We start from the raw sequence: 3,983 nt of genomic DNA, 5'->3' as shown, positions 1-3,983 counted from the left end.
GATCGCGGAGCTGCCGGACCGGCTCCGCGCCGGGCAGGCCGCGTTCGAGAAGACCGGCGGACTGCACGCCGCGGCGCTCTTCGACGCCGTCAGCGGCGAGCTGCTCGTCATCAGGGAGGACGTGGGCCGACACAACGCCGTGGACAAGGTCGTCGGCTGGGCGCTGCAGGACGGACGGCTCCCGCTGCGCTCGACCGTGCTGCAGGTCTCCGGACGGGCGAGCTTCGAGCTCGTGCAGAAGGCCGTCATGGCGGGGATCCCGATCCTCTCGGCCGTGTCCGCGCCGTCCTCGCTGGCGGCGGAGCTCGCCGAGCAGACCGGCCTGACCCTGATCGGCTTCGTGCGAGGACGATCCATGAACGTGTACGCGCACGCGGAGCGCGTGCTGATCGATGCGGCGACGCAGGGCGAGGAGCCCGTGCGGGAAGGACGGGCAGGGCGATGAGCGACGACGTGGACGCGCGCGGAGGAACGGCCTTCGGACTCATGCCGGACGAGCCCCGTCAGGGCGGCTACGGACCGCGCACGACGGCGGCCTGGTCGCGCAAGCCGTACCGGCACCCGGCCGCCGGCTGGGGGGCGGCGAAGTCCGTCGGACAGGTGCTGCTGCGCGAGCGCGAGCCGATCGCGGGCTCCGGCGCGATGCTCATCATGAACCACGGCGTCTCCGGATACGACTGCCCCGGCTGCGCCTGGCCGGACGATCCGGGCAACCTGCGCCTGGACATCTGCGAGAACGGGATCAAGCACGTCACCTGGGAGATGACGCACAAGCGCGTCGACCGGCAGTTCTTCGCATCGCACACGGTCGCGGAGCTGTCGCAGTGGACGGACTTCGACCTCGAGGACCAGGGGCGCCTCACCGAGCCGATGAGCTACGACGCTGCGACCGACCGGTACGTGCCGATCTCGTGGGACGACGCGTTCGCCCTCATCGGCGAGGAGCTGCGCGGCCTGGCCAGCCCCGACGAGGCCAGCTTCTACACCTCCGGCCGGCTGAGCAACGAGGCGACGTTCCTGTATCAGCTCATGGTGCGCGAATACGGCACCAACAACCTCCCGGACTGCTCGAACATGTGCCACGAGGCCTCGGGGCGCGCGTTGAAGGCGTCGCTCGCCACGGGCAAGGGCACGGCGGATCTGCGCGACTGGGAGGAGTGCGACGCGCTCTTCGTCCTCGGCGTGAACGCCGCCTCGAACGCTCCGCGCATGCTCACGGCGCTGTCCGACGCCGTCCGCCGCGGCGCGCAGGTGGTGCACGTCAACCCGCTCGTCGAGGTCGGGGCGACACGGACGATCGTGCCGCACGAGTTCGTCGACATGGCCCTGTTCAAGAGCACCGCTACGAGCACGATGAACCTCCAGGTGCGGCTCGGCGGCGATCTCGCGCTCATCCGCGGGATGTCCAAGGTCGTCTTCGAGGCGGCCGAGGCGGATCCCTCCGTCCTCGACACCGCATTCCTGCGCGCGTACACGAACGGGCTCGAGGACTACCGCGCGCTCGTCGATGCGACGCCCTGGGCGGAGCTGGTGCGCCAGTCCGGGCTCAGCGAGGAGCGGATCCGCGAAGCGGCGGCGATCTACCTCGGCTCGGAGCGGACCGTCATCAGCTGGTGCCTCGGCGTGAGCCAGCACGAGCACGGCGTGGACACCGTGCGCGAGATCGTGAACCTGCTGCTGCTGCGCGGCAACGTCGGGCGCCCCGGGACCGGGCCGTCCCCCGTGCGCGGGCACAGCAACGTGCAGGGCAACCGCACCTGCGGCATCGACCACCGGCCGCCCGCGTGGACGGACCGGCTCGCGGAGGTCTGCCGCATCGATCCGCCGCGTCACGCCGGCCTGGACACCGTCAAGACGATCCGCGGCATGCACGACGGCACGGTCAAGGTCTTCGTCGGCATGGGCGGCAACTTCGTTCTCGCGGCCCCCGACACCCCCTACACCGCAGAAGGACTCAGCCGCTGCCGGCTGACCGTGCAGGTGAGCACCAAGCTCAACCGCAGCCACCTCGTCCACGGCGAGAAGGCGCTGATCCTGCCGTGCCTCGGACGCACCGAGCGCGACCAGCAGCAGTCCGGCCCGCAGGGCGTGACGGTCGAGGACGCGATGAGCATGGTGCACCTCTCGGTGGGGCGCAAGCGGCCCGCCTCGGCGTACCTGCGCTCGGAGCCCGCGATCATCGCGGGCATCGCGAAGGCGACGCTCCCGGCGTCGCAGACGCCGTGGGACGACTACATCGCCGACTACGACCGCATCAGGGACGTCATGGCGCAGGTCCTCCCCGGCTTCGAGGGCTTCAACGACCTGATCCGTAACCGTCACGGCTTCCGCATCCCGCAGCCGGCCCGCGAGCGCGTGTTCGAGACAGAGTCGGGGCAGGCGGAGTTCTCGCACGCGCCGCTGCCGGATGTGATCCCCGCCTCCGCCGACACCCTGGTGCTGCAGACCATGCGCTCGCACGATCAGTGGAACACGACGATCTACTCGAGCAACGACCGCTATCGCGGCGTGAAGAACCTGCGCGAGCTGATCTTCCTGCACGCGGACGACATGCGCGCCCGCGGGATCGCGGAGGGGGATCTCGTCGACATCCGGTCGACGTCGAAGGACGGATCCACCCGCATCGTGCGCGCCTTCCGTGCGGTGCCCTACGACCTTCCGCAGGGCTGCGCGGCCGGCTACATGCCGGAGTTGAACGTGCTGATCGGACATGCAGATTTCAGCGCGCAGAGCGATCAGCCGCTCATGAAGAGCATCCAGGTCACGGTCACCCGGTCCGCGGCGCGCGCGGCCTGAACGCCGCTGCCCTGCGGGCCTCGTCGTCCTCAGGCGGCGGGAGCCCGCAGGGCCGCCGCCCGGACGGCGCGGAGGCGCTCCCCGAACCGATCGGGCACCTGCGCGGGCAGAGCGTCCACCGGGAACCAGCGCACGTCCTCGCTCTCGTCGCTGACGGCGATCGGCGCCGCAGGATCCGCGAGGGCCGCGAAGCCGACGTCCCAGTGCGCGGCGCAGGAGAAGCCCCCGTGCAGCGCATGCCGGTCGAGATCCAGGATCGCGGTCGAGAGCAGGCGCAGGTCGTGGATCCCGGATTCCTCCTGCGCCTCTCGCTGGGCAGTCGCGGAGATCGACGAGTCCTGCGGCTCGACGTGTCCGCCGAACTGCACCCAGAACCGCCCCTTGCCGTGGAAGCAGAGCAGCACCTGGGCGAAGTCGGGGGAGAACACGAAGCAGGATCCTGTGAGGTGCTCGGCTCCGCCGTCGCGGCGCAGCGCGTCGTCGCCGCCCGCGCGGACGAATTCGAGATAGGCGTCCCGCACGGGGGACGACGGCAGCGCGGTCAGGTCGCGGATCAGGTCGTGATGACGCATCCCGCCATTCTGCCCCGGGCGCCCGAGGCGAGTCGTCCTGGCGCTCAGAGGTCGCGGGCGAACAGGTCCTCCCAGGTTTCGCGACGGATCACGGCTCTGGCCGCGCCGTCGCGCACGAAGACCACGGGAGGGCGGCGGTAGCCGTTGTAGTTGTTCGCCATGGTGTGCGTGTAGGCGCCCGTCGCGGGCACCGCGAGCAGGTCGCCGACGCGGACCTCGGGGAGGCGCAGCGGATCGATGAGGACGTCGCCGGACTCGCAGTGCCGACCGACCACGACCACGTCCTCCACGGCGTCCTCATGCAGGCGCTGAGCGAGCGCGGCCTCGTAGCGCTGCTGGAAGAGCGCGACCTCGAGGTTGTCGCCCATCCCGCCGTCGACCGCCACGAAGGTGCGGGCGTCGCGCTTCACCGTGGTCACGGTGTACAGGGTCAGCGCCGAGCCATTGACCATGCTGCGTCCGGGCTCGATGATGATCTCGGCCTCGGCGGGGAGGTGCTCCGCCGCCGCGGCGAGCAGCGCCTCGACGTAGTCGTCGACCGAGGTGGGGTGCTCGTCGTAGGTGTAGCGCGCGCCCAGCCCTCCGCCGAGGTCGTAGACGGGGAAAGTGCCCAGC

3 protein-coding genes and 1 pseudogene are annotated in these 3,983 nt (G+C 70.8%); 2 read left to right on the top strand and 2 right to left on the bottom strand.

Annotated features, from left to right (window positions below; all coding sequences use genetic code 11):
• Both fdhD and B7X32_RS19325 read left to right on the top strand, forming a co-directional pair.
• A partial coding sequence (gene fdhD, locus B7X32_RS19330; RefSeq protein ID WP_292723454.1) for a formate dehydrogenase accessory sulfurtransferase FdhD occupies positions 1–445 on the top strand: 445 nt, incomplete at its 5' end.
• Positions 442–2,796 carry an FdhF/YdeP family oxidoreductase gene (locus B7X32_RS19325; protein ID WP_292723452.1) on the top strand — a complete coding sequence of 785 codons (2,355 nt, stop codon included), beginning with the start codon at positions 442–444 and terminating at the stop codon, positions 2,794–2,796. The genes fdhD and B7X32_RS19325, both read left to right, overlap by 4 nt.
• Before the next feature lie 29 nt (positions 2,797–2,825).
• On the opposite strand, the gene B7X32_RS19320 is transcribed toward B7X32_RS19325, so the two are convergent.
• Together B7X32_RS19320 and B7X32_RS19315 are read right to left on the bottom strand one after the other, a co-directional pair.
• Positions 2,826–3,368, bottom strand: coding sequence for an NUDIX domain-containing protein (locus B7X32_RS19320; RefSeq protein ID WP_292723450.1), 543 nt, complete (start codon positions 3,366–3,368; stop codon positions 2,826–2,828).
• 44 nt (positions 3,369–3,412) lie between these two features.
• Positions 3,413–3,983: pseudogene (locus B7X32_RS19315) on the bottom strand (diaminopimelate decarboxylase); the annotation flags it as partial.

Source organism: Microbacterium sp. 13-71-7, from assembly GCF_002257455.1.
GTDB lineage: Bacteria > Actinomycetota > Actinomycetes > Actinomycetales > Microbacteriaceae > Microbacterium.
This window is presented reverse-complemented; position numbering and strand designations above follow the sequence as displayed.